The following is a 21,867-nucleotide window of genomic DNA, read 5'->3' as shown; positions in this document are numbered from 1 at the left end:
ACCCCGGATTTTGTGAGCACCGCAAAACCTGTGGGAGCTGGCTTGCCTGCGATGCAAACAACGCGGTCTGGCTGGCGCACTCCGGGGATGCCATCGCGAGCAAGCCCGCCCCCACAAGGGCTCAGTCAGGCGGGAGCAAGGGTGGCCAAGGGCGCTTCCGGTGCCTGCGGCTCCTTGAGCAACGCAAAGTAGGCAAAGGCCGAACACGCCGCCACCACCGCACTGATCACAAATGCCGAGGAAAACGAACCGCTCTGCTGCACGCTGAATCCAGTCAGAATCGGCGCTATGGAACCTGCCAGGTAACCGCCAAAGTTCTGGATCGAGCCAAACGAAGCCACACGCTCCGACGGCACAATGGTGTTGACGATCATCCACGCCGTGGCACTGGAGATGTTGATAAAGAACATGGTCAGGCACAGCAGGATCACGCACGCCACCACGTTGGTGGTAAAGGCCACAATCAGGGTAAACAGCGCCCCGCCCAGCAGCCCCAGAATCACCATCAGCTTGCGGCTGGCCAATACCCGCATGCCTCGTGCCACCAGTCGATCACAGCATTTACCGGCCACAATGGTGCCCAACGCGCCAAACAAATAAGCCAGCGATACCACCCAGGCCGTGCGATACAGATCCAGACCGTGCTCACGCTCAAAATAACCGGGCAACCAGGTGAGATTGAGCCAGATCATGTAAATCACACCCATAAACCCGAGGAACGCCCCCCAGGTGTTGCGATCCCTGAACAACGAGGTCCAGCGCACTTTCGCCGCCTTGACCTGTTGCACCGGCACCGGTTCCGCACGGCCTGTCTCGGCCATGTATTGCGCTTTGCTTTTGTAGAACTTGAACCAGCACACCGCCAGTAGCAGGCCCATCACGCCGGTAAGGATAAACATCCCGCGCCAGCCCAGATGTACCATGAAAACAGTCAACAACGGCGGCGCCAGGCACGGGCCGATACAGGTCGAAGACCACACCCAGCCGGTCGCCGTACCGCGCTCCTGGGTATCGAACCACTCCGACAATGCCTTGGCCGCCGAAGGAAACACCGGCGCCTCACCTATCCCCAGCAACACCCGCAAGCCGACCAGATGGCCATAGCTGCTGAACAGGCCGAAGGCCGCCTGCGCAACCGACCACACCACCAGCGATCCACCCAGTGCCAGCTTGCTGCCCAACTTGTCGATCAAGGCACCAAGAGGTAGTTGTGAAAAGGCGTAGGCAATGGAGAACGCCGAGAGCATCACCCCCATTTGCATCGGGCTGATGGCCAGGTCTTTCTGGATGGTGGTGTTGGCGATGGATAAGGCGCTGCGGTCAAGGTAGTTGACCACGCCAATCAGGAACAGAAAGAAGATCGTCAGCGTCTTGTAGCTTTTTATTGTTCTCATACGCGCCTCTCATGAGCGGTTGCGCCCCTACCCGACAGGTGGGGCGACGCTCACTTTAGAGGGCGGTTTGGCCTGTGCCCAATTACATCATTCCATCAGTTAATAACCCTGCGTTATCAAGGCGTCTGGCGAGCACCACGCAGAGCGTCGGGGCCACTTAACAAGGCGTCGATAAAGGCTTTTGCCGACCACTGCGGGACATCGTTGCGCCGGGTAATCACCCCGTAGTCAGCCAGCACCAGCGGAAACGGCAAGGCCAGGCGGGTCAGGCGACCGGCCTGGATTTCCGGTTCGACCATCGACTCGGCCAGCATCGCCACCGACGGCGTGGTTTGCAGCAGTTGCATGGTGGTCTGCAAGGACACGGTTTCGACGGTGTTTTCCGGGGTCTGCATGCCTGCTTCGACGAAGGCTTTTTCCACCCGTGCGCGCATCGGCGTGCCCGTCGGGTAAATCACCCACGGCCAACTGCCCAAATCCGCCAGTGGCACTTCACTAGCCCCGGCCAGCGGGTGCTGGCTGCCCGTAACCAGGCACAACGGCTCCGGCGCCAGCGCCTGGAATTCAAACAACTCACGATGACGATCGAGGGTAAAACGGGCCACCACCAGGTCCAGTTCCTTGTGTTCGAGCAAGGTCAGCATATTGGCACTGGTGCCCTCAAGCACTTGCACGGTGAGCAACGGCCAGTCCTGCTTGACCCGCACAATGGCAGCAGGCACGGCCAGGGCTGTGGCCGCATAAATGGTGCCGACCTTGATCAGGCCATGCCCACCCTGGCGCAGATGGTTGATCTGGCTGACAAACTGACCGGTGTCGTTCAACGCGATCTGGGCAAAACGGGCCACATGGCTGCCCAGATCGGTAAGGGTCATGCTGCGCGGCAAACGGGCAAATACTTCGAAGCCCAGCTGGTGCTCGATTTCGCGCAACATCTTGCTCACGGCTGGCTGGCTGATGCTCATTTCCTGCGCAGTCGCATGCATGTTTTGCGTGCGCGCCAGGGTGTCGATCAGCACCAAATGGCGAAACCGCAGCCAGTTGCACAACTGGTTAAATCCGACATCCGCCATCCGATAACCCCCGGTTATTAAGACCTGAGAATATCTCATTGGCGATTATCGCAAAGCAATATTAGTGTGCAGCTGTTGGGCCAAATAATAACAACGGACTTTCGTCATGAACCTAGCCAACAAACGTGTGCTGATAACTGCTGCGGCGCAAGGCATAGGCCGCGCTTCGGTACTGGCCTTTCGCGATGCGGGCGCGCAGGTCATCGCCACCGACCTGCATGTCGAAGCCCTGCAAGATATCCCCGGTATTCAAGTCCTGCCCCTGGACGTGACCCAAGCTTGCGCCATCGATGCCATCTGCCAGCAGCTGGGCGCTATCGACGTGCTGTTCAACTGCGCAGGCTATGTGCACAGCGGTGCCCTGCTGGAGTGCGACGAGCAGGCCTGGCAATTTTCTTTCGACCTCAATGTCACCGCCATGTACCGCATGATCCGCGGCTTCCTCCCCGGCATGCTGGAAAACGGCGGCGGCTCGATCATCAACATGGCTTCGGTGGCCTCCAGCGTCAAAGGCGTGCCCAACCGCTTTGCCTACACCGCCAGCAAGGCTGCGGTGATCGGCCTGACCAAATCGGTCGCCGCCGACTACGTGCGCCAGGGCATTCGCTGCAACGCCATTTGCCCCGGCACGGTGGACTCCCCTTCGCTACGCCAGCGCATCGCTGAACAGGCCCTTGAGCAAGGGCGCTCCGAAGCTGAGGTCTATCAGGCCTTTGTTGACCGCCAGCCCATGGGCCGCATCGGCAGCGCTGAAGAAATCGCACAACTGGCGCTGTACCTGGCCAGCGATGCCAGCAGCTACACCACCGGCACCGTCCAGGTGATCGATGGCGGGATGAGTAATTAAGCATTTTGTGGGAAACCCTGTGGGAGCGAGCCTGCTCGCGATGCAGGCACCTCGGTGTTTAAGTGGCACCGCATTGATGCATTCGCGAGCAGGCTCGCTGCCACACTAGATTAATTTCCATGCACCAAAGGAGCTTTTATGAAACTGCTGCGCTACGGCGATAAAGGTCAGGAAAAACCCGGCCTGCTCGATGCCCAAGGCAATATCCGCGATTTGTCGGCGCATATCACCGACGTTGCAGGCGCTGCGCTGTCAGCCGCAAGCCTGGAAACACTGAGCAAAATCGACCCCGCCAGTTTGCCGCTGGTCAGCGGTTCGCCACGTATCGGCGCCTGCGTCGGCCAGGTCGGCAAATTTATCTGCATCGGCCTGAACTATGCCGACCACGCTGCCGAATCGGGCCTGGCGGTGCCGTCGGAACCGGTGGTATTCAGCAAATGGACCAGCGCCATCTGCGGTCCCAACGACAACGTGGAAATCCCCCGCGACTCGACCAAAACCGACTGGGAAGTCGAGCTAGGCGTGGTGATCGGCAAGGGTGGACGCAATATCGATGAACATAACGCCCTGGAGCACGTGGCCGGATACTGCGTGATCAACGATGTGTCGGAGCGCGAATGGCAGATCGAACGTGGCGGCACCTGGGACAAGGGCAAGGGCTTTGACACCTTTGGCCCCCTCGGACCATGGCTGGTGACCCGTGATGAAATCAGCGACCCGCACCAGCTCGACCTTTGGCTTGAAGTCGACGGACAGCGCTACCAGAACGGCAACACCCGCACCATGGTCTTTCAGATCCCGGCCCTGATTGCTTACCTGAGCCGCTGCATGTCGCTGCAACCGGGCGACGTGATTTCCACCGGCACACCGCCGGGTGTGGGCCTGGGCGTCAAACCAACCCCGGTGTACCTGCGCGCAGGCCAGGTCATGCACCTGGGCATCAGCGGCCTTGGCGAACAGCGCCAGCTCACCGTACAGGCCGACTGACTTCACGCTCACACAACTATAAGAAAGGGTTTTACACATGCGCATTCTGATTACTGGCGGCACCGGCTTTATCGGCAAACAACTGGCCCAGCGCCTGCTCGACATGAACAGCCTGACCTTTGAAGGCCAGGCGCCTCGCACCATTGAGCGCATCGTGTTGTTCGACGCCTTTGCCGGCGAAGATGTGCCGAGCGACCCGCGCATCGAGCTGGTGACCGGCGATATAGCCGACCCCGATGTTATCGCCCGCGTCACCGATGGCGTGGATCTGGTGTGGCATCTGGCAGCCGTGGTCAGCTCGGCGGCCGAAGCGGATTTCGACCTGGGCATGCAGGTCAACCTGCACGGCCTGATGCTGCTGCTCGAAACCCTGCGCAAGCAAGGCAACGCGCCGCGCTTTGTCTACGCCAGCGGTTTTGCAGTATTCGGCGGCGCCCTGCCGCCAGTCGTTGATGACAACACCGTGCTTACCCCGCAATCGTCCTACGGCATGCAAAAAGCCGCAGGCGAATTGCTGGTCGCCGACTATGCGCGCAAAGGCTTTGTCGACGGCCGGGTGCTGCGCCTGCCAACGGTGGCAGTGCGCCCCGGCAAGCCGAACAAGGCGGCCTCGACCTTCTTCAGTTCGATCATCCGCGAGCCACTGGTGGGCCTGCCTGCCGTATGCCCGGTACGCCCGGATACCCAGGTTTACCTCACCTCGCCGCGGCGCATTATTGAGTCGATGCTGCTGGGCATGACCCTGTCGCCAGAAACCCTGGGCAACCAGCGCATTATCCCGCTGCCGGGCGTGACCACCACCGTGGCCGACATGGTCGCGGCGCTGCAACGGGTGGCCGGTGATGACGTGGTCAAACTGATTCGCTGGGAGCCCGACGCGACTATCCAGCGTATCGTCGAAAGCTGGCCGAGCAAGGTAGAAGCCCCCCGCGCCCGTGCCCTGGGCTTTACCGCCGACGCGGACTTCGATGCCATCGTGCGCGCACATATCGAGGATACGGCCGGCAAATAACCCACCACTCCCTTGTGGGAGCGGGCTTGCTCGCGATCAAGGCGACGCGGTGCAACTGAAGCCCCGCAGCGATCCCATCGCGAGCAAGCCCGCTCCCACAAAAAGCCCTGTCTCACCCAAATGCTGCAACGCTCACGCTACTCACAACAATAAAAACTGAGGTCGTGCCACATGACTACTCCACTCACCGATGTCTCGGACATCGAACAACAGACAATCAAGCGCGTGACCAGGCGCATGATTCCTTTTCTTGTACTGCTGTTTGTGGTCGCCTTTCTGGACCGCAACAACGTCGGTTTCGCCGCACTGCGCATGAACGAAGATATCGGCATCAGCCAGACCATTTATGGCCTGGGCGCAGGTATTTTCTTCCTCGGCTATTTCATGTTCGAAGTGCCGAGCAACATTTTGCTGCACCGCTATGGCGCCCGTGTATGGATCGCGCGGATCATGGTGACCTGGGGCATCATCGCCGGCGCCATGGGTTTCCTGCAGACGCCAATCCACTTCATCTCCCTGCGCGTGCTGCTGGGTATTGCCGAAGCCGGGTTCTTCCCTGGCGTGATCTATCTGCTGTCGCTGTGGTTCCCGAGCCGCTATCGCGCACGCATGATCGCCTCGTTTTATCTGGGCGTACCCATCGCGCAAATCATCGGCGCACCGCTGTCGGTGGGCCTGATGGAGATGGGCGATGCCTGGGGCTTTGTCGGCTGGCGCCTGATGTATATCGTCGAAGCCGTACCGGCGGTGATCCTCGGTGTGGTGTGCTACTTCTACCTCACTGACCACCCGGCCGATGCCCACTGGCTGACCGACAAACAGCGCACCTGGCTGATCAACACCCTGGCCCAGGAAGAGCGCAACAAACCGCTGGTGGTGGGAGTGCAACCGACCAAGGGCCAGATGATCCGCAAGGCCCTGTGCAACCGCCAGGTATGGCTGCTGGCACTGGTGTATTTCGGCATCACCTCGGGCTCCAACGCGATGAACTTCTTCATGCCAACGGTTCTGGCATCGTTCCGCGGCACCTTCGGCCTGGAAATCGGCCTGATGCAGAACGGCCTGATCACCGCCATTCCCTATGCCGTTGCTGCTGTGGCGATGATCTGGTGGAGCCGTCGCTCTGACCGCCTGCAAGAACGTCACTGGCATGCCGGCGGGGCCGCCATGCTCGCGGCAGTGTCGATTGCCGTGGCGCTGTGGCTCAACCAGCCGTGGATCATCGTTATCGGTTTTATCTTGCTGGCGATGGGCGTGTACAGCGCGATCAACGTGTTCTGGGCAGTCCCCGGGCAAGTGCTGACCGGTGTCGGCGCGGCCGTGGGCATTGGCCTGATCAACTCCATCGGCAACCTCAGCGGTTTTATCGGCCCTTACCTGACCGGCTACCTGTTCACCGTGACCGGCAGCTACACCCCGGGGTTTCTGGTGATCGCCGCACTGGTTGGCCTGGGTGGCCTGGGCATGGTGCTGATGCCGCGCAATAAAGAATCGCAAATTGGCGCCGCACTGGCCCCTGCCACTGGAGGAAAAGCATGAACCTGCCAAGCGTAGCCTTTATCGGTACCGGGATCATGGGCCTGCCCATGGCCCGCAACCTGCTGCACGCCGGCTTCCCGGTGCGGGCCTGGAACCGCTCGCCGGGCAAGTTGCAGGCGCTGGCAACACTGGGGGCGGCGGTTGCGCCGACCCCGGCAGGCGCGGCAGACGGTGCTCAGGTGCTGATCTGCATGCTCAGCGATGGCCCAACCTGTGACGAGGTGCTGTTTGGTGAAAACGGTGCCGCCCTGGCACTGGCACCGGGGGCGCTGGTGATCGTGATGAGTTCGATCCCGGTCGACACCGCCGTTGAACAGGCGCGGTTGTGTGCCGAACGCCGCCTGCGCTACCTCGATGCTCCGGTGTCGGGGGGCGAGCGCGGAGCGCGGGAGGCCAGCCTGGCAATCATGGTTGGCGGCGAAACGGCCGCCTTTGAGCAGGGCCGCGAAGTACTGGCCGCCATGGGCCGCCCGGTGCATGTCGGCCCGGCGGGCACCGGCGAGTTGTCCAAGCTGGTCAACCAGTTGATCGTCGCCAGCACCATCGCCACCGTCGCCGAGGGCTTGCTGCTGGCCGAGCGCGGCGGCGCCGACCCGGCAAAGGTCCACGAAGCGTTGATGGGTGGTTTTGTCGACTCGCCGATCTGGCGCCAGCACGGCCAACGCATGCTGAACAACGATTTCACTCCCGGTGGCCCGGCCAAATGGCAGCTCAAGGACACCCGCACCGCCATGGCCCAAGCACAAAAACTGGGCCTGAACCTGCCCGTCGGCAGCCTGGTAGACAGCCTGTTTGCCGCCATGGTCGAGGCCGGTGACGGCGAACTCGACCACGCCGGACTGATCCGCCAGTTGCGCCGCAACAACCCATTGCCTGAATAAAATAATCAGCCGGAGCCTGCCATGACCGATTCAACCCCACGCCGCCTGCGCAGCCAGCTGTGGTTCGACGACCCAAGCCACGCCGACCTGACCGCACTGTATGTGGAACGCTACATGAACCAGGGCCTGACCCGCGCCGAACTGCAATCGGGGCGGCCGATTATCGGCATCGCCCAGACCGGCAGCGACCTGACACCCTGCAACCGCCATCACATCGAACTGGCCAAGCGGGTCAAGGACGGCATTCGCGATGCAGGTGGCATCCCGATGGAGTTTCCGGTACACCCGATTGCCGAACAGTCGCGCCGCCCCACCGCGGCCCTCGACCGCAACCTCGCCTACCTGGGCCTGGTCGAGGTGCTGCATGGTTACCCGCTGGACGGCGTAGTGCTGACCACCGGTTGCGACAAAACCACCCCGGCCTGCCTGATGGCAGCGGCCACCACCGACCTGCCTTCCATCGTGCTGTCCGGCGGGCCGATGCTCGACGGCTGGCACAAAGGCCAGCGCATTGGTTCGGGCACCGTACTGTGGCATGCGCGCAATCTGCTCAGCGCCGGCGAAATCGATTACGAAGGTTTTATGACCCTGACCACCGCATCATCGCCGTCGGTGGGTCACTGCAACACCATGGGCACTGCGCTGTCGATGAACGCCCTGGCCGAGGCACTGGGTATGTCCCTGCCCGGCTGCGCGAGCATCCCGGCACCGTACCGCGAGCGCGGGCAAATGGCCTATGCCACCGGGATGCGCATCGTCGACCTGGTGCGCGAAGACGTACGCCCCTCCCAGATCATGACCCACGCGGCCTTCGAAAACGCCATTGCCGTGGCCTCGGCGCTGGGCGCATCCACCAACTGCCCGCCACATCTGATTGCCATCGCCCGCCACAGCGGTATCGAGCTGTCACTGGAAGACTGGCAGCGCGTCGGCGAAGACGTGCCCTTGCTGGTCAACTGCATGCCCGCCGGCGAGTACCTGGGTGAAAGTTTCCACCGCGCAGGCGGTGTACCGGCGGTGATGCATGAACTGGACAAGGTCGGCCGCCTGCACCGCGACTGCCTCACGGTCAGTGGCCGCAGCATGGGTGACGTGGTTGCCGACTGCGTCACCGGCGACCGTGACGTGATCCGTTCCTACGAAGACCCGCTGATGCACCGAGCCGGTTTTATCGTACTCAGCGGCAACTTCTTCGACAGTGCCATCATGAAAATGTCAGTGGTGGGCGAAGCATTTCGCAAGACCTACCTCAGCGACCCGTTGCAACCCAACAGCTTCGAAGCGCGGGCTATTGTGTTCGAGGGCCCGGAAGACTACACGGCGCGGATCAACGACCCTTCGCTGGACATCGACGAGCGCTGCATTCTGGTGATTCGAGGCTGCGGCACCGTGGGCTTCCCCGGCAGCGGCGAGGTCGTGAACATGGCGCCACCTTCCAACCTGATCAAGGCCGGGATCGACTCCCTGCCCTGCATGGGTGATGGCCGCCAAAGCGGCACCTCGGCCAGCCCGTCAATTCTCAACATGTCCCCGGAATCTGCGGTGGGTGGCGGTCTGTCGTTACTGCGCACCGGCGATCGCCTGCGCGTCGACCTCAACGCGCGCAGCGTCAACCTGCTGGTGGACGAAAGCGTGCTCAACGAACGCCGCCAGGAACCGCTGCCACCGCTGGCCCCGTCACAAACTCCGTGGCAGGAACTCTACCGCCAACTGGTCGGCCAGCTCTCCACCGGCGGCTGCCTCGAACCGGCCACCCTGTACTGGCGCGTGATCCCGGAAAACGGCCCGCCCCGTCACTCCCACTAGACACGACAAACACATTACCTGTGGGAGCGAGCCTGCTCGCGAAGCAGACACTGCAGATGGTCAGCCAACCCGTGGTGACTTGATCGCGACCAAGCTCGCTCCCACCAAGCACTCTTTTCAAGGATCACGTATATGCAAACGCTGCAATTGACCATAGAAAACACCCTGCCCGATGACTGGCAGCGCGCCACCCTGGTCGGTCGCGTGTGGTTGCCCGGCGAACGTGGCGGCCCGGCCGTGGTGGTGATTCGTGACGGTGAAGTAATCGACTGCACGGCCCACTTCCCCACCCTGAGCCTGCTGCTCGATAGCGACAACCCGCTGCAAGCCGTGCGTGAAATCCGCGGCACCGTATTGGGCACGATCCAGGCCTTGCTGGCCAACAGCGGCGAGCAGCGCGACATGGCCAAACCCTACCTGCTGGCCCCGGCAGATCTGCAAGTGATCAAGGCGGCGGGTGTCACCTTTGCTGCCAGCATGATCGAACGGGTGATCGAGGAAAAAGCCGGAGGCGATGCCCACCGTGCCGAAGAGGTTCGTGCCCTGGTGCACGAAGTGATTGGTAATAACCTGCGCGACCTGCGCCCCGGCTCGCCAGAAGCCATGCGCCTCAAACAAGTGCTGATCGAACAGAACATGTGGTCGCAGTACCTGGAAGTGGGTATCGGCCCCGACGCCGAAATTTTCACCAAGGCACCGATCCTCGCTGCGGTGGGCAGCGGCAGCGCCATTGGCATCCACCCCGGTTCAAGCTGGAACAACCCGGAGCCGGAAGTGGTGCTGGCGGTAGACAGCCAGGGCCGGATCCACGGCGCAACCCTGGGCAACGACGTCAACCTGCGCGACTTCGAAGGTCGCAGCGCGTTACTGCTGAGCAAGGCCAAGGACAACAACGCCTCCTGTGCACTGGGGCCCTTTATTCGCCTGTTTGACGAACACTTCAACCTCGACGACGTGCGCCATTGTGAAGTGACCTTGCGTGTTGAAGGTGTCGATGGCTACGTGCTGAACGGCAAAAGCTCAATGAACCAGATCAGCCGCGACCCGGCGGACCTGGCCGAACAGACGCTCAACGCCAACCACCAGTACCCGGACGGTTTTGTCCTGTTCCTGGGTACCCTGTTCGCTCCTACCGAAGACCGCGACCAGCCGGGCCAGGGGTTTACCCATAAGGCCGATGATGTTGTAAGCATCTCGTCACCGACACTGGGAGCGTTGCACAACCGCGTGACCGGCAGCGACCAGGCGCCACAATGGGCGTTCGGGGTCAGTGCACTGATGAAGAACCTGGCGGGCCGCGGGCTGCTCGGCCAGGCCTGACTGGCTGATTGAAAGCCACAAAAAAGGCCCCGCCTGTTCAACAGTGCGGGGCCTTTGCGTATCTGGTGTCCCAGGCGGGGTTCGAACCTGCAACCTTCCCCTTAGGAGGGGGATGCTCTATCCAATTGAGCTACTGAGACAAATAACGGCGTGCATGGTAACGGGCATGCCTGGGTTTGTCATGTCGTGAGTGGTCTTTTTAACTGTAAGACAGCGGCCTAAATAGATTTTTTTGCCTCCGATGAGCGGTACGAGGTTGCGATCGACTGCACAGCACAAGCAAGGCTCAGGCGACCATCGTGCAATTTGCACTACATCAAAAAGCCATCATTGCAAAATGCAATTAAACACTCTTGAATATACGGCTCAACTCGCTGTTTTATAAGGTTTTTTAGCCTTGTTACAGTTGGCACGAAGACTGCTCTATTAACAGTATCCCGTCCATGCTCTCAGAGATGACCGCCATGAACAGCACGCTACTACTGTTAAACACCCTCGCGCTGGCCGTATTGCTGGTTTTTCATTTTCTGCCCGAGCCCGTTTCGGCCGAGCAGCCTGTTGAAATGACGGCTACCTTCAACAAACCGCGGCCACAGGTTGCGGTGATGAAAGAGACCAGCCGCGTGACACCTCGTCTGGCTGCCAACCAGCCCGTCGCCGACCAGGCACCTGCGGGTGAACGCTGGGTCTTTTGAAAGCACATTGAGAGATGGGTAAGAAATCATGTCCAAAATCGCTTTGGCTCTGTTAATGCTGGCACTGTCGAGCCTTGCCCTGGATGTATTCACCAGTAACGAATTTGGCAATCTGCCCTTGATCGCCGCCGCGGTGTTTTTCGCTTGCTGGCTGGTGGCGCTGATGCTTGGTCGCAGGTTCAAGTTTGACCCGCAATTGCGCTGAAACTGCCCATAGGCAAGGGGGAAAACCCATTAATTTGCTGGGTTAATCGCTAAGCCACCCATTCGAGTGTATATTTTTAACAAGACCTACTGGCATAACGCCTTTATCCGGTTCAATATTTGTCACAGAATTGACGCCAGGGAAGTGGCAGATTTGAGGCATGATGCGCGCCTCTTAGCAATTCAGGTTGAACATTTGGCTATAAGGACGGTCTTAAACACATCCTGCGGCCAATTCCCGAGAACCGCTCCCCTGAACTAACCGGTTAACTAAAATGCGCCCATTGAAACAGGCAATTTACTCCAGCCGCACGGCTGACAAGTTCGTCGTTCGCCTGCCAGACGGAATGCGCGAGCGCATCGCCGAAGTGGCTCGCAACCATCACCGCAGCATGAACTCTGAAATCATTGCTCGTCTCGAGCAAAGCCTTATCCAGGAAGGCGTTCTGGGTGATGAGCTCAGCATGCGCCTCGACAGCCCCGAGCTTTCCCTGCATGAGCGTGAGCTGCTGCAACGCTTCCGCCAGTTGTCACACCGCCAGCAAAACGCCCTGGTATCACTGATTGCTCACGATGCTGAAGCAGCCTCTGAAGAATCCTGATTTAACCCAGGCATAAAAAAAGCCAGCAAATGCTGGCTTTTTTTATGGGCGCTGTTCGCGCCCTGTACAGAATGATCAAAGCAGGAAGATAGTTGCCAGCCCCAGAAAGATGAAGAACCCGCCACTGTCGGTCATGGCGGTGATCATCACGCTTGCGCCCATGGCCGGATCACGCCCCAGCCGGGCCAGCGTCATGGGTATCAATACCCCCATCAGTGCTGCCAGCAGCAGGTTGAGGGTCATGGCTGCGGTCATCACCACGCCGAGCGACCAGCTGCCATACAGCAGGTAGGCCACAACACCAATCACCCCACCCCACACCAGACCATTGATCAGGCCCACGGCGAGCTCCTTGCGCATCAACCGCGAAGTGCTGCCGGTGTTGACCTGATCCAGGGCCATAGCGCGCACGATCATGGTAATGGTCTGGTTGCCGGAGTTACCGCCAATACCGGCCACGATGGGCATCAGTGCTGCCAGAGCCACCAGCTTTTCAATCGAGCCTTCGAACAGGCCAATCACCCGCGAAGCAATAAATGCCGTGACCAGGTTGACTGCCAGCCAGGCCCAACGGTTACGCAGGGACTTCCACACCGAGGCGAAGATGTCTTCTTCTTCTCGCAGACCGGCCATGTTGAGAACTTCGTTTTCACTCTCTTCACGGATCAGGTCGACCATTTCATCGATGGTCAGACGGCCGATAAGCTTGCCGTTCTTGTCCACCACCGGGGCCGAAATCAAGTCATAACGCTCAAATGCCTGAGCAGCATCGTAGGCATCTTCGTCCGGGTGAAAACTCACCGGGTCGTTGGCCATGACCTCAGACACTTGTTTTTCAGGGTCGTTGACCAGCAGACGCTTGATCGGCAGCACGCCTTTGAGCGCACCGTCGTAATCGACCACGAACAGTTTGTCGGTATGGCCCGGCAACTCCTTGAGGCGACGCAGGTAACGCAGCACGACTTCAAGGCTGACATCCTCACGGATGGTCACCATCTCAAAGTCCATCAAGGCACCGACCTGGTCCTCGTTATAGGACAGTGCGGAGCGCACGCGCTCACGCTGCTGGCCATCCAGGGTCTCCATCAGCTCATGGACGACGTCTCGCGGCAGCTCGGGAGCCAGGTCAGCAAGTTCGTCGGCGTCCATCTCCTTGGCGGCTGCCAGGAGCTCGTGATCGTCCATGTCGGCGATCAGGGTTTCACGCACCGAGTCGGATACTTCGAGCAGGATGTCGCCATCGCGATCAGCCTTGACCAGCTGCCAGACCGTCAGGCGGTCGTCCAGAGGCAATGCTTCGAGGATATAGGCAACGTCTGCGGAGTGCAGGTCTTCCAGCTTGCGCTGGAGTTCAACAAGGTTTTGCCGATGGACCAGGTTCTCGACCCGGTCATGGTGATGGCCTTCCTGACGATGAGTCAGATCTTCGACCACACGCTGGCGATTAAGCAGCTCAATAACTTGAGCAAGGCGGCTTTGCAGGCTTTCTTGGGTTTTCTTTACTTCAACTTCGGTCATAGGCGAACTCCACTCCCAGCAGCAGGGCACGCCGGAAGGATCAATCAGTCAATTCATGATTGGTAAAGCGGGATGCTGAGTTACTACTGGGTAAGTCCATGGAGGTATTCCACAAGCCCCGGCGGGGCTGACGGGCGCAATCATACACGGCTTGAAAATTAATGACGCAAAAATCTTGGAGATAACAAAAGCTTGCGAAAAACCGCCAGACGGCGCCTGCGCACTGCTTGTGCGACGAAGGATGAGTTGCACAGGGCACAACTCAAAGCTGAAATTCAACCTTGTAGCCGTTGACGAGCAGGGACAAGAACCAGAATAAACACAAGACAAGTCGCGAGGATGACAGCAATAGCCAAATCGCAGATAACAAAAAGCCCGCACAATGTGCGGGCTTTTTGATGTTTGGTGCACTCGACAGGATTCGAACCTGTGACCGCTCGGTTCGTAGCCGAGTACTCTATCCAGCTGAGCTACGAGTGCAGGTTGTGTTTGTTAAACCAGACCACCGCTGGCTGAAGCAAAGCCAACTGCCTGGGCAATTGACTCTTAAATGGTGCACTCGACAGGATTCGAACCTGTGACCGCTCGGTTCGTAGCCGAGTACTCTATCCAGCTGAGCTACGAGTGCAAGTTGTGTTTGATAAACCAGACCACCGCTGGTTGAAGCAAAGCCAACCGCCTGGGCGATTGACTCTTAAATGGTGCACTCGACAGGATTCGAACCTGTGACCGCTCGGTTCGTAGCCGAGTACTCTATCCAGCTGAGCTACGAGTGCAAGTTGTGTTTGATAGACCAGACCACCGCTGGTTGAAGCAAAACCAATCGCCTTGGCAATTGACTCTTAAATGGTGCACTCGACAGGATTCGAACCTGTGACCGCTCGGTTCGTAGCCGAGTACTCTATCCAGCTGAGCTACGAGTGCATTTGAAGCGGCGCATTATAGACCGTTGAATCTCTCTGGCAAGATTTTTTTTCAGTATTTTCAACAACTTACTGAACTGCCTAGATCACAACGTGCTACATGAATAATGGCGGAGAAGGGGGGATTCGAACCCCCGACACCCTTTTGAGATGTACTCCCTTAGCAGGGGAGCGCCTTCGGCCACTCGGCCACCTCTCCGCAACACGGGGCGTATAATAACCAGCCTTTTCCCCGCATGCAACTAAAAACTTAAATAAAATTAAAGACTTGGTTCTTCATCCTTTTCATTCTTGATCCGCAGGTAGATCTCTTCACGGTGTACGGCCACTTCCTTGGGAGCATTGACGCCAATGCGCACCTGGTTGCCTTTGACGCCCAATACGGTCACGGTAATTTCGCCATCGCCTATGATCAGGCTTTCCGCACAACGGCGAGTCAGAATCAGCATACGTTTCTCCTCACACTTATCTTTTCAGGGACAACAGTCTGCAAAAAAAAAGAGCCCGAGCCTACTAGCGACTAGTAGCACTCTGCGCTCCTTAGTATTGACCAACATGACAAAACGGGTGGGCTTCGTGCATGCCTGCCAAAAAACAAAGGGCGCGGATTAACCGCGCCCTTCTGCCAACGCCTTACTCGCCCTGTCGGGCTGGCGCATCCAGATCAAAAGCGGTGTGCAGGGAACGCACGGCCAGCTCCAGGTACTTTTCTTCGATCACAACAGACACTTTGATCTCGGAAGTCGAGATCATCAGAATGTTGATGTTCTCCTTGGCCAGCGATTCAAACATGCGGCTGGCAACGCCTGCATGAGAGCGCATGCCCACACCCACGATCGAAACCTTGGCAATGTTGGTGTCGCCCACCACTTCACGGGCACCGATCTCGCGAGCGGTATTTTCCAGCACGCTTTGCGCCGCATTGTAGTCATTGCGGTGTACGGTGAAGGTAAAATCGGTGGTGTTATCGTGCGCAACGTTCTGCACGATCATGTCGACTTCGATGTTGGCCGCGCTGATCGGGCCCAGAATCTTGAACGCCACGCCCGGGGTGTCCGGCACGCCACGGATGGTCAGCTTGGCTTCGTCGCGATTGAACGCGATACCAGAAATGATCGGCTGTTCCATGGATTCCTCTTCATCAATAGTAATGAGGGTACCTGGACCCTCCTTGAAGCTGTGCAAAACGCGCAGCGGAACGTTGTACTTGCCGGCGAACTCGACTGCGCGGATCTGCAACACCTTGGAACCCAGGCTGGCCATTTCCAGCATTTCTTCGAAGGTGATCTTTTCCAGACGCTGCGCCTTGGCCACAACCCGCGGGTCAGTGGTGTAGACGCCGTCAACATCGGTGTAGATCTGGCATTCATCAGCCTTGAGGGCCGCTGCCAGCGCCACACCCGTGGTGTCGGAACCGCCACGGCCCAGCGTGGTGATATTTCCGAGCTCATCAACGCCCTGGAAACCGGCAACCACAACCACACGACCGGCCTTGAGATCAGCGCGAATCTTCTGATCGTCAATTTTCAGGATACGGGCCTTGGTGTGCGAGCTGTCCGTGAGGATGCGCACCTGGCTGCCGGTGTAGGACACGGCCGGCACACCACGCTTGTTCAGCGCCATGGACAGCAGACCAATAGTCACCTGCTCGCCCGTGGATACAATCATATCCAGCTCACGCGGCAACGGCTGATCGCTGATTTGCTTGGCCAGGTCGATCAGGCGATTGGTTTCGCCGCTCATGGCCGATAGCACGATCACCAGATCATTGCCGGCTTCGCGGAACTTCTTAACTTTATCGGCGACCTGCTCGATTCTCTCGACAGTGCCGACCGAGGTGCCTCCGAATTTCTGTACGATCAAAGCCATTTCAAAGCAGCCTCAGCCCATAAAGGGCGCCCATTTATCATTCAAACGACGCGCCGTTACTAGACAACGGCGCGTTCTGGACCTCAGATACCCTGCTCGACAAATGGCACGGTCAGAGCCAGCGCGGCGTCCAGGGCTGCAGCATCAACACCGCCACCTTGCGCCATGTCCGGACGACCACCGCCCTTCCCGCCCACTGCCGCAGCAGCCTGCTTCATCAAATCACCGGCTTTGAGTTGGCCAGTCAGGTCTTTGGTTACGCCTGCAACCAGTACAACCTTGTCTTCATGGACACTGCCGAGCAGGATCACCGCACGGCCGAGCTTGTTCTTCAGCTGATCTACCAGCGCCAGAAGCGCTTTGCCGTCTTGACCGTCCAGGCGGGCGGTCAACACTTTCACGCCTTTTACGTCCACTGCCGACGATGACAGATCATCACCCGCTGCGCTTGCGGCCTTGGCCTGCAACTGCTCAAGCTGTTTTTCCAGCTGACGGTTGCGCTCAAGTACCGCCGACAATTTGTCGACCAGGTTCTCGCGCGAGCCCTTGACCAGGCTGGCGGCTTCCTTGAGCTGCTCTTCGGCAGCATTGAGGTAAGCCAGTGCGGCTGCGCCGGTCACCGCTTCAATACGACGGATACCGGAGGCTACACCGCCTTCGCTGATGATTTTCATCAGGCCGATATCACCGGTGCGCTTGGCGTGGATACCACCACACAGCTCAACCGAGAAATCACCACCCATGCTCAGCACGCGCACGCTGTCGCCGTACTTCTCGCCAAACAGCGCCATGGCGCCTTTTTCCTTGGCGGTTTCGATGTCGGTTTCTTCAGTCTCGACCGGGGTATTCTTGCGAATCTCGGCGTTGACGATATCTTCCAGCGCCTTGATCTGCTCAGGCTTGATCGCTTCGAAGTGGCTGAAGTCAAAACGCATGCGCTGGCTGTCAACCAGAGAGCCTTTCTGCTGAACGTGCTCGCCCAGAACCTGGCGCAAGGCGGCGTGCAGCAAGTGGGTGGCCGAGTGGTTCAGCGCCGTGGCGTGACGCACATCGGCGTCCACCTGGGCTTCAACGGTTTCGCCCACTTTCAGGCCGCCCGCAGCAACCACGCCGTGGTGCAGGAAAGCGCCACCGGTCTTGGTGGTGTCGCGCACGTCAAAGCGGGCAGCACCCGCCTGCAGGTAACCGCAATCGCCGACCTGACCGCCCGATTCGGCATAGAACGGGGTCTGGTCGAGAATCACCACACCCTCGTCGCCTTCGTTCAGGCTGGCAACCGACTGCCCTTCTTTATACAGCGCAACCACCTTGGCCGAGGCCTGGGTAGCGTTGTAACCGACAAACTCGGTCGGCACGTCGACTTTGACCAGGGTGTTGTAGTCCAGGCCAAACGAGCTGGCCGAACGGGCACGCACACGCTGGGCTTCCATCTCGCGTTCGAAGCCTTCTTCGTCCACGGTCAGGTTGCGCTCGCGGGCGATATCGGCCGTCAGGTCCATCGGGAAGCCGTAGGTGTCGTAGAGCTTGAACACTACGTCGCCAGGCACCACGGTACCCTTGAGCTCAGCCAGATCCAGCTCGAGGATTTTCAGACCCTGCTCCAGGGTCTTGGAGAACTGCTCTTCTTCAGCCTTGAGCACGCGCTCGATATTGGCCTGCTCGCGCACCAGCTCCGGGAAGCTGGCACCCATCTCGGCCACCAGGGCCGCGACGATCTTGTAGAAGAAATTGCCGGTAGCACCCAGCTTGTTGCCATGACGGCAGGCGCGACGAATGATGCGGCGCAGCACGTAGCCGCGACCTTCGTTCGATGGCAGTACACCGTCGGCGATCAGGAAGCTGCACGAACGGATATGGTCCGCTACCACCTTGAGCGATGCCTGGCCTTCGTTGGCGCAGCCGATCGCGTCCGCCGCTGCGGTCAGCAGGCTCTGGAACAGGTCGATATCGTAGTTGGAGTTGACGTGCTGCATCACCGCACTGATCCGCTCCAGGCCCATGCCGGTGTCTACCGACGGCGCTGGCAACGGATGCAACACGCCATCGGCGGTGCGGTTGAACTGCATGAAAACGTTGTTCCAGATTTCGATGTAACGGTCGCCGTCTTCGTCTGGCGAGCCCGGCGGGCCACCCCAGATTTCCGGGCCGTGATCGTAGAAAATCTCGGTGCACGGGCCGCACGGGCCGGTATCGCCCATGGTCCAGAAGTTGTCCGATGCATACGGCGCGCCCTTGTTGTCGCCGATACGGATCATGCGCTCGGCAGGCACGCCGACGTCCTGGGTCCAGATGTCGTAGGCTTCGTCATCGCTGGCGTAGACGGTCACCCACAGCTTGTCTTTGGGCAGCTTGAGAACACCGGTCAGGAAGGTCCAGGCGAAATTGATCGCATCTTTCTTGAAGTAATCGCCAAAGCTGAAATTGCCGAGCATTTCAAAGAAGGTGTGGTGACGGGCGGTGTAACCGACGTTTTCCAGGTCGCTGTTCTTGCCGCCGGCACGCACGCACTTCTGGCTGCTGGTCGCTCGGGTGTAGGCACGTTTTTCTTGACCCAGGAAACAGTCCTTGAACTGGTTCATCCCCGCGTTGGTGAACAGCAGGGTCGGGTCGTTATTAGGGACCAAGGAGCTGGAAGGGACACGGGTGTGACCTTGCTCCTCGAAGAAGCGAAGGAAGGCTTCACGGATTTCTGCGCTTTTCATAGGTTCTTCCACGGAGGCTGCGGCCAGAGGCAAGTAAATCACGTCAATCGACAGTGCGACTCGCAAAGGGCCGCATTATATCGGCCCTTCGCCCCGGGTACAGCGTGTTTATACGATAGCGACAAGCAATTGGACGGATTGAACGCTTATTGAAGGGAAAACTCGGCAAAAACCGCTATCACCTGCTCAATCTGGCTGCGACTGACATCCATGTGCGTCACCATTCGCAAGCGCGGCGCGGCACTGAGCCTGATCCCCTGGCCGGCCGCAAAGGCCTTGAGTGCCTCGGCACGCTCACCGATCTGGACGTAGACCATATTGGTCTGCACCGGCTCAACCTCATAACCGGCAGCACGCAGGCCCTCGGCCAGCAACTGGGCATTGGCATGGTCATCGGCCAGACGCGCCACCTGATGATCCAGTGCATACAGCCCGGCAGCCGCCAGTTGACCGGCCTGGCGCATGCCGCCCCCGACCATCTTGCGCAGGCGTCGAGCGCGGGAGACAAGCTCGGCGGTGCCGCACAGCACCGACCCCACGGGCGCGCCCAGGCCTTTGGACAGGCAGACCGATACCGAATCGAAATGGCGGGTGATATCACCGGCGTCAACGCCCAGTTTGACCGCCGCGTTGTACAACCGCGCGCCATCAAGATGCAGCGCCAGGCCGTGCTCGCGGGTCAGGCGGCCGGCCGCTGCCAGGTACTCGGTGGGCAGCACCTTGCCTTGCATGGTGTTTTCCAGCGCAAGCAGGCGGGTGCGGGCAAAGTGGAAGTCATCCGGTTTGATCGCGGCAGCCACCTGTTTCAGATCAAGCGAGCCATCGGCCTGCACCTCCAGCGGTTGCGGCTGAATGGACCCCAGGACCGCCGCCCCGCCACCTTCATACTTATAGGTGTGAGCCTGCTGACCGACGATGTATTCATCACCGCGCTCGCAATGCGCCATCAAGGCCAGCAGGTTGCTCATGGTGCCCGTAGGCACAAACAGCCCCCTGGCAAAGCCCAGGCGCAATGCCAGCTCGGATTCCAGTTTGTTCACCGAAGGATCTTCGCCATACACATCATCGCCCATAGGCGCATTTGCCATGGCTTCACGCATGCCTGGGGTGGGTTGGGTCACGGTGTCACTACGAAGATCGATAACAGACATGGCATTGGCCTCGGCAAGGTTTGATCAGTGTTGAATGCTAAACGTGCGATTCCCGCCAGAACAAGCCTACTCTGCAGCGATCGACAATATTCGGATGCTCACGTAGGAATTACCTTATTAATGAAATGGAAAAACTGATAGCTATTAGCAAAAAGCATCAATGCATACTCGAAAAATATGTGATACAAAATGTCCGCCGCCAGAAAGGCTGGTGGCAACGTTCTCAGGGCGGGGTGCGACTCCCCACCGGCGGTAATTGCGCGCAAAGCGCATAGCCCGCGAGCGCTTGGCACATTCTTGAGCTTCGGCCAGGAATAAACCAAGGTCAGCAGACCCGGTGTGATCCCGGGGCCGACGGTCATAGTCCGGATGAAGAGAGAACGGGATTGGCGCCAAAGGGCCGTCAACCAGGCGGGATAGTGGCGATGCCGTATGGCCGTGCGCTGCCCTCCTGAACGTACCCTTTAATCCCATTCGATTCATATGCCCTGTTTTTCACACAAACAGGAATCTGAACATGCAACCTACAGCTATTCACCACAACGAACGTGTCGCATTTATCCAGGCTTCCTGGCACAAAGAGATTGTCGACCAGAGCCGCAAGGGCTTCCTGGCCGAAATGCTGGTGCTGGGCTATCAGGAAAGCGACATCGATTTCTTCGAAGTCGGCGGCGCATTCGAGATCCCGCTGCACGCCAAACTGCTGGCCAAGACCGGTCGTTACGCCGGAATTGTCGGCGCCGCACTGGTCGTGGATGGCGGCATCTACCGTCACGACTTTGTTGCCCAGACGGTCGTCAGCGGCCTGATGCAAGTACAACTGGAAACCGAAGTGCCGGTGTTCTCCGTCAGCCTCACGCCGCACCACTTCCACGCCGGTGAGGAGCATCAGAAGTTTTTCTTTGAGCACTTCGTGCACAAAGGCCAGGAAGCCGCCCGGACGTGCGTAGACACACTGCAGAAAATCCGCAACATCAAGCGCATGGATACCCAGCAAAAACGCGCGGTGTAATGCCTGATTCCCCGGCCAGCCCTGAAACCAGGCTCGCCGGGGAGCACACCATAAACATGTAACGCACACATAAGCCATCCAGGCGTTTCAATTGTCGATACAGGTGCCCGGTCACCGATGACATTTGAACTTGACGCCCAGGAGCATCTCTTATGTGCCCAACCCCGCCCCCAGTAACAACTACCCCTCTGCCAGCCCCTCATCATTTCGAGTTTGACGGCGGTGCCCAGGCCCCGCTCGAAAGAACCGAAACAACGGTTTCACACCCCCTGCCCCATGTGACAGAGAGCACCACACAAAGCATTCTTCATATTGGCGATAACGCCACCCTC

General features: G+C 59.2%; 18 protein-coding genes, 6 tRNA genes and 1 riboswitch. Of the genes, 11 read left to right on the top strand and 13 right to left on the bottom strand.

Features of this window, described 5'->3' with window-relative positions; genetic code table 11:
- Positions 1–125: 125 nt before the first annotated feature.
- Both EQV96_RS08690 and EQV96_RS08685 read right to left on the bottom strand, forming a co-directional pair.
- Positions 126–1,394 carry an MFS transporter gene (locus EQV96_RS08690; RefSeq protein WP_240881739.1) on the bottom strand — a complete coding sequence of 423 codons (1,269 nt, stop codon included), beginning with the start codon at positions 1,392–1,394 and terminating at the stop codon, positions 126–128.
- 116 nt (positions 1,395–1,510) lie between these two features.
- Positions 1,511–2,467 carry a LysR family transcriptional regulator gene (locus EQV96_RS08685; protein ID WP_095003378.1) on the bottom strand — a complete coding sequence of 319 codons (957 nt, stop codon included), beginning with the start codon at positions 2,465–2,467 and terminating at the stop codon, positions 1,511–1,513.
- Between the two features lie 106 nt (positions 2,468–2,573).
- On the opposite strand from EQV96_RS08685, the gene EQV96_RS08680 reads away from it, so the two are divergent.
- The 7 genes from EQV96_RS08680 to EQV96_RS08650 all read left to right on the top strand — a co-directional run bounded on the left by EQV96_RS08680 (position 2,574) and on the right by EQV96_RS08650 (position 10,859).
- Complete coding sequence (locus tag EQV96_RS08680; RefSeq protein ID WP_095019225.1) at positions 2,574–3,314, top strand: SDR family oxidoreductase; 741 nt, start codon at positions 2,574–2,576, stop codon at positions 3,312–3,314.
- A gap of 138 nt (positions 3,315–3,452) precedes the next feature.
- Positions 3,453–4,301, top strand: a complete 849-nt coding sequence (locus tag EQV96_RS08675) for an ureidoglycolate lyase (RefSeq protein WP_240881738.1) — start codon at positions 3,453–3,455, stop codon at positions 4,299–4,301.
- Between the two features lie 37 nt (positions 4,302–4,338).
- Positions 4,339–5,313, top strand: coding sequence for a D-erythronate dehydrogenase (denD, locus tag EQV96_RS08670; RefSeq protein ID WP_240881737.1), 975 nt, complete (start codon positions 4,339–4,341; stop codon positions 5,311–5,313).
- A 171-nt stretch (positions 5,314–5,484) separates the two neighbouring features.
- Positions 5,485–6,852 (top strand): MFS transporter, encoded by a 1,368-nt coding sequence (locus tag EQV96_RS08665; RefSeq protein WP_095003374.1) that lies wholly within the window; start codon positions 5,485–5,487, stop codon positions 6,850–6,852.
- Entirely contained in the window at positions 6,849–7,733 is an 885-nt protein-coding gene (locus EQV96_RS08660; RefSeq protein WP_138738495.1) for an NAD(P)-dependent oxidoreductase, read from the top strand. Before EQV96_RS08665 ends, EQV96_RS08660 begins: the two co-directional genes overlap by 4 nt.
- Positions 7,734–7,754: 21 nt before the next feature.
- Positions 7,755–9,539 (top strand): IlvD/Edd family dehydratase, encoded by a 1,785-nt coding sequence (locus EQV96_RS08655; protein ID WP_095003372.1) that lies wholly within the window; start codon positions 7,755–7,757, stop codon positions 9,537–9,539.
- A 132-nt stretch (positions 9,540–9,671) separates the two neighbouring features.
- A complete protein-coding gene (locus EQV96_RS08650) occupies positions 9,672–10,859 on the top strand; it encodes a fumarylacetoacetate hydrolase family protein (protein ID WP_095023006.1) in 1,188 nt (395 codons plus the stop codon).
- 63 nt (positions 10,860–10,922) lie between these two features.
- Here EQV96_RS08650 and EQV96_RS08645 read toward each other — a convergent pair.
- Positions 10,923–10,999: transfer RNA gene (locus tag EQV96_RS08645), tRNA-Arg, on the bottom strand.
- Positions 11,000–11,323: 324 nt separating this feature from the next.
- Between EQV96_RS08645 and EQV96_RS08640 the strand changes: the two genes are divergently transcribed.
- The 3 genes from EQV96_RS08640 to EQV96_RS08630 all read left to right on the top strand — a co-directional run bounded on the left by EQV96_RS08640 (position 11,324) and on the right by EQV96_RS08630 (position 12,360).
- Entirely contained in the window at positions 11,324–11,554 is a 231-nt protein-coding gene (locus EQV96_RS08640) for a hypothetical protein (protein ID WP_095019285.1), read from the top strand.
- Positions 11,555–11,582: 28 nt separating this feature from the next.
- A complete protein-coding gene (locus EQV96_RS08635) occupies positions 11,583–11,759 on the top strand; it encodes a PA3371 family protein (RefSeq protein ID WP_165446519.1) in 177 nt (58 codons plus the stop codon).
- Between the two features lie 274 nt (positions 11,760–12,033).
- Entirely contained in the window at positions 12,034–12,360 is a 327-nt protein-coding gene (locus EQV96_RS08630; protein ID WP_016782142.1) for an Arc family DNA-binding protein, read from the top strand.
- Between the two features lie 75 nt (positions 12,361–12,435).
- Here EQV96_RS08630 and mgtE read toward each other — a convergent pair whose 3' ends face one another.
- From mgtE to ltaE, 10 genes are all read right to left on the bottom strand, one after another.
- Positions 12,436–13,878: a magnesium transporter gene (mgtE, locus tag EQV96_RS08625; protein ID WP_016782141.1), complete on the bottom strand. Its 1,443-nt coding sequence runs from the start codon at positions 13,876–13,878 to the stop codon at positions 12,436–12,438.
- A gap of 403 nt (positions 13,879–14,281) precedes the next feature.
- Positions 14,282–14,358: transfer RNA gene (locus EQV96_RS08620), tRNA-Arg, on the bottom strand.
- Positions 14,359–14,429: 71 nt separating this feature from the next.
- Positions 14,430–14,506: transfer RNA gene (locus EQV96_RS08615), tRNA-Arg, on the bottom strand.
- 71 nt (positions 14,507–14,577) lie between these two features.
- Positions 14,578–14,654: transfer RNA gene (locus EQV96_RS08610), tRNA-Arg, on the bottom strand.
- Positions 14,655–14,725: 71 nt separating this feature from the next.
- Positions 14,726–14,802, bottom strand: a tRNA-Arg gene (locus EQV96_RS08605).
- A gap of 107 nt (positions 14,803–14,909) precedes the next feature.
- A tRNA-Ser gene (locus tag EQV96_RS08600) sits at positions 14,910–15,000 on the bottom strand.
- Positions 15,001–15,061: 61 nt separating this feature from the next.
- A complete protein-coding gene (gene csrA, locus EQV96_RS08595; RefSeq protein ID WP_095003370.1) occupies positions 15,062–15,250 on the bottom strand; it encodes a carbon storage regulator CsrA in 189 nt (62 codons plus the stop codon).
- Between the two features lie 184 nt (positions 15,251–15,434).
- Positions 15,435–16,670, bottom strand: coding sequence for an aspartate kinase (locus EQV96_RS08590; RefSeq protein ID WP_095003369.1), 1,236 nt, complete (start codon positions 16,668–16,670; stop codon positions 15,435–15,437).
- Positions 16,671–16,753: 83 nt separating this feature from the next.
- Positions 16,754–19,372, bottom strand: a complete 2,619-nt coding sequence (gene alaS / locus EQV96_RS08585; RefSeq protein WP_095019219.1) for an alanine--tRNA ligase — start codon at positions 19,370–19,372, stop codon at positions 16,754–16,756.
- 146 nt (positions 19,373–19,518) lie between these two features.
- Positions 19,519–20,523, bottom strand: coding sequence for a low-specificity L-threonine aldolase (gene ltaE / locus EQV96_RS08580; RefSeq protein WP_095003367.1), 1,005 nt, complete (start codon positions 20,521–20,523; stop codon positions 19,519–19,521).
- A gap of 215 nt (positions 20,524–20,738) precedes the next feature.
- Positions 20,739–20,909, top strand: a riboswitch (FMN riboswitch).
- Positions 20,910–21,040: 131 nt separating this feature from the next.
- Between ltaE and EQV96_RS08575 the strand changes: the two genes are divergently transcribed.
- Positions 21,041–21,535, top strand: coding sequence for a 6,7-dimethyl-8-ribityllumazine synthase (locus tag EQV96_RS08575; protein ID WP_095019218.1), 495 nt, complete (start codon positions 21,041–21,043; stop codon positions 21,533–21,535).
- Positions 21,536–21,867 lie beyond the last annotated feature (332 nt).

Source organism: Pseudomonas sp. TMW22080, assembly GCF_022496745.1.
In the GTDB taxonomy this organism is placed as follows: domain Bacteria; phylum Pseudomonadota; class Gammaproteobacteria; order Pseudomonadales; family Pseudomonadaceae; genus Aquipseudomonas; species Aquipseudomonas bubulae.
Note: the sequence above shows the minus strand (reverse complement) of the source record. Positions and strands in the feature narration are given on the sequence as shown.

Coding starts and splice junctions, on each gene's coding strand:
- EQV96_RS08690 (WP_240881739.1), bottom strand. CDS start 1,394: ATGAGAACAATAAAAAGCTACAAGACGCTGACGATCTTCTTTCTGTTC.
- EQV96_RS08685 (WP_095003378.1), bottom strand. CDS start 2,467: ATGGCGGATGTCGGATTTAACCAGTTGTGCAACTGGCTGCGGTTTCGC.
- EQV96_RS08680 (WP_095019225.1), top strand. CDS start 2,574: ATGAACCTAGCCAACAAACGTGTGCTGATAACTGCTGCGGCGCAAGGC.
- EQV96_RS08675 (WP_240881738.1), top strand. CDS start 3,453: ATGAAACTGCTGCGCTACGGCGATAAAGGTCAGGAAAAACCCGGCCTG.
- denD (WP_240881737.1), top strand. CDS start 4,339: ATGCGCATTCTGATTACTGGCGGCACCGGCTTTATCGGCAAACAACTG.
- EQV96_RS08665 (WP_095003374.1), top strand. CDS start 5,485: ATGACTACTCCACTCACCGATGTCTCGGACATCGAACAACAGACAATC.
- EQV96_RS08660 (WP_138738495.1), top strand. CDS start 6,849: ATGAACCTGCCAAGCGTAGCCTTTATCGGTACCGGGATCATGGGCCTG.
- EQV96_RS08655 (WP_095003372.1), top strand. CDS start 7,755: ATGACCGATTCAACCCCACGCCGCCTGCGCAGCCAGCTGTGGTTCGAC.
- EQV96_RS08650 (WP_095023006.1), top strand. CDS start 9,672: ATGCAAACGCTGCAATTGACCATAGAAAACACCCTGCCCGATGACTGG.
- EQV96_RS08640 (WP_095019285.1), top strand. CDS start 11,324: ATGAACAGCACGCTACTACTGTTAAACACCCTCGCGCTGGCCGTATTG.
- EQV96_RS08635 (WP_165446519.1), top strand. CDS start 11,583: ATGTCCAAAATCGCTTTGGCTCTGTTAATGCTGGCACTGTCGAGCCTT.
- EQV96_RS08630 (WP_016782142.1), top strand. CDS start 12,034: ATGCGCCCATTGAAACAGGCAATTTACTCCAGCCGCACGGCTGACAAG.
- mgtE (WP_016782141.1), bottom strand. CDS start 13,878: ATGACCGAAGTTGAAGTAAAGAAAACCCAAGAAAGCCTGCAAAGCCGC.
- csrA (WP_095003370.1), bottom strand. CDS start 15,250: ATGCTGATTCTGACTCGCCGTTGTGCGGAAAGCCTGATCATAGGCGAT.
- EQV96_RS08590 (WP_095003369.1), bottom strand. CDS start 16,670: ATGGCTTTGATCGTACAGAAATTCGGAGGCACCTCGGTCGGCACTGTC.
- alaS (WP_095019219.1), bottom strand. CDS start 19,372: ATGAAAAGCGCAGAAATCCGTGAAGCCTTCCTTCGCTTCTTCGAGGAG.
- ltaE (WP_095003367.1), bottom strand. CDS start 20,523: ATGTCTGTTATCGATCTTCGTAGTGACACCGTGACCCAACCCACCCCA.
- EQV96_RS08575 (WP_095019218.1), top strand. CDS start 21,041: ATGCAACCTACAGCTATTCACCACAACGAACGTGTCGCATTTATCCAG.